3 protein-coding genes are annotated in these 2,212 nt (G+C 69.6%); all 3 read right to left on the bottom strand.

The window, feature by feature from the left end; genetic code table 11:
* Window positions 1–16: 16 nt before the first annotated feature.
* The 3 genes from ASF25_RS17505 to ASF25_RS17495 all read right to left on the bottom strand — a co-directional run bounded on the left by ASF25_RS17505 (window position 17) and on the right by ASF25_RS17495 (window position 2,075).
* Window positions 17–631 carry a hypothetical protein gene (locus tag ASF25_RS17505; protein ID WP_056306193.1) on the bottom strand — a complete coding sequence of 205 codons (615 nt, stop codon included), beginning with the start codon at window positions 629–631 and terminating at the stop codon, window positions 17–19.
* Window positions 632–796: 165 nt separating this feature from the next.
* Window positions 797–1,087, bottom strand: a complete 291-nt coding sequence (locus tag ASF25_RS17500) for a hypothetical protein (RefSeq protein WP_056306191.1) — start codon at window positions 1,085–1,087, stop codon at window positions 797–799.
* Between the two features lie 778 nt (window positions 1,088–1,865).
* Window positions 1,866–2,075 (bottom strand): hypothetical protein, encoded by a 210-nt coding sequence (locus ASF25_RS17495; RefSeq protein ID WP_056306189.1) that lies wholly within the window; start codon window positions 2,073–2,075, stop codon window positions 1,866–1,868.
* Window positions 2,076–2,212 lie beyond the last annotated feature (137 nt).

The following is a 2,212-nucleotide window of genomic DNA, read 5'->3' as shown; positions in this document are numbered from 1 at the left end:
CGCCCGCTCGCGGACCTCAGGGGAGAAGGGTGGGATATGCTTTGTCATGGCTCCAGTCTCTCAAGAGTTGGAGCCTCCGGAAATCCCGGGGCGGTTCAACCCTCCGCAGGACACGGGGGCCGGGGGGCTTCACGTCGATGCGGATGTCGGCCGTGGTGACCAGGGCGGTGGGCAGGTAGCGCTCCGGGGCGTACGAGACGCCAAGGACGTTACGGCCGGCCCCGAGGGCCTCGTGCACCCCGTCGCCACCGTTGTCCGGGCGGTCGGTCTGTCTCGCCGATCCAGTGCGCTTGTACGCCAGGCCGAAATCACACAGTGCGGTCAGGGCGCGTCCGATGGGGACGACCCAGTCCGGGCCGGGTACGCTCACGACGACCGCGAGGCCGGCCGGCTCGGCGAGCCGGGCGAGGTCGGACGCGTCCATGGCGTCGCGGACCATGGCGGCCGCGAGGATATGGGACGGTCGCATCGTGTCGGGCTGCGCCCAGGCGGGGCCGGCCCTGTCGCTGAGGAAATCGTCGACCGTGTCGGCCGGGAGTTGCCGGTTCGCGATCTCCCGCAAACGGTTACGGGCCTGGGCCCTCGCGATGCCGGCTTCGTTCTCGGTCAGGTGGAGGGGCTTGTCGGTCATGGCTGCCTCTGGCGGGCAGCCGGACGCGATCAGGCGCGCCGGTCAGGCCCTGCGGATGTCGAAGGGGGATGGGGGTGGTCGAGCGTGATGCCGCCGGCCGATGGGCCGGGCGGTTTCGCTATGCATCGGCAAGGATAGGCCATCGGCTTCTTCCTCAGGCAATGGTCAGGCGTCGCCCTCGTCGAGGGGTTCGGGCGCCTTCCTCTGGCGGAACGGCGTGACGGTGGGATCGCTCGGATGCGGCCGGCCCCGGTCGGCCAGCAGGCTCGCGCGCCGCTCCGCCTCGGCGTGGGCTGCGACGCCGATGGCCTGCAGGGCGGCTTGCACCGCGACGCGAACGGCCGGAGGTCCGAGTTCGCGTGAGAGGGTGCTGAGGCGGCTGAAGATGATGCCGACCTGGGCGTCCGGATCGGCCGGCAGGAAGCCGTCGGAATGGGGGTCGTGATGCGTGTTCATGGCGGCCTCGTTCACGGGCCGCCGGACGCCTATGCGCCGGTCAGGCCCCGCGGAGGGTGAGGGAAGCGGGCACGGTCCTGCCGAGGGGCAGGCGGCGGGCGTTCGCTATCTGGCGGCGGGTGAACACGGGTGCGACCTGTCGAGTACCAGGGCGGCTGGATAAGCAGCCCTAGGTCCAGGTGGAGGTGAATGCCGCGGGCGTCAACAGCTCGCGGCATTACTTCGAGGAAGCTTGGAGGGATTCTGTCGATGGCCGGTGGATCCCTGTGGAAGATACCCCCGGGTCCAGGGAGTTCGCGACGATTGCGCGTGCGTCCGGCCCTGAGGCGGGAGGGTAGGTGCTCGTCTCCGCGGGCATCGCATCACGGGTAACGCTACGCGGGACCTGTTATATCCAAGGTGTACGGTTCTCGACCGAGCTTCTTGGGGAGGCGCCCCGGTCCACCCGCGGTGGGGAGCCGATGCGTGACACGCACACGCGGGCAGGCGAAACCGTCGATGCGAGGGGCGAGCCCGACGCGCTCGTGTCGGAGGCCCTTGGTACCCTGGAGGTTTGCCGGAAGCTGGTCGCGGAGATGGCAGGCCGGGAACCGTGGGAGTGGACCCAGGGGACGAGGCCCTGTTCGTATTTCGGGCCTCGAACCTGCTCGGGGCCTGCAGCCCGGCCCATGACAGGCACGCCGCGCTAAGGTCCGGCAAGCGTTACGCGATGGGTGCGGGCGGGTGTGCCCACGGGTCGGCGGGGTTCGAGGCGCACCTCGACGACGACGGGCTTCGTTCAGCCGGCTGGTACCGGCGTGGTGTCCCCGACATCCGGGGCTGGCTGGTCCGACCACAGAGCTTCCCCGAGCCGGATAGGCTTCCTGCCACGCACGCGGCGGAAACGGTCCGAGAAGGCCTGCACGGTCGCGGCGAACCCCGCGTCATGGACGGGATCGAACCGGTCCAAGCCCTCGCGATTGTCAGCGGCCCGGTCGGTGGCGGTCATCACGTGCCCTCTTGTATGCCTTGAAGAAATCTAGTGTATTGATCGGCCCCCACGAGGTGGTCCGAGGATAAAGTTAGTGCACGGTTGGCCGCTCCGCCACGGGTAGCTTGGCCGGCGGAGCTGGTCGGGCGAGCGCA

Origin of the sequence: Methylobacterium sp. Leaf100 (assembly GCF_001422845.1) — a bacterium.
GTDB lineage: Bacteria > Pseudomonadota > Alphaproteobacteria > Rhizobiales > Beijerinckiaceae > Methylobacterium.
Note: the sequence above shows the minus strand (reverse complement) of the source record. Positions and strands in the feature narration are given on the sequence as shown.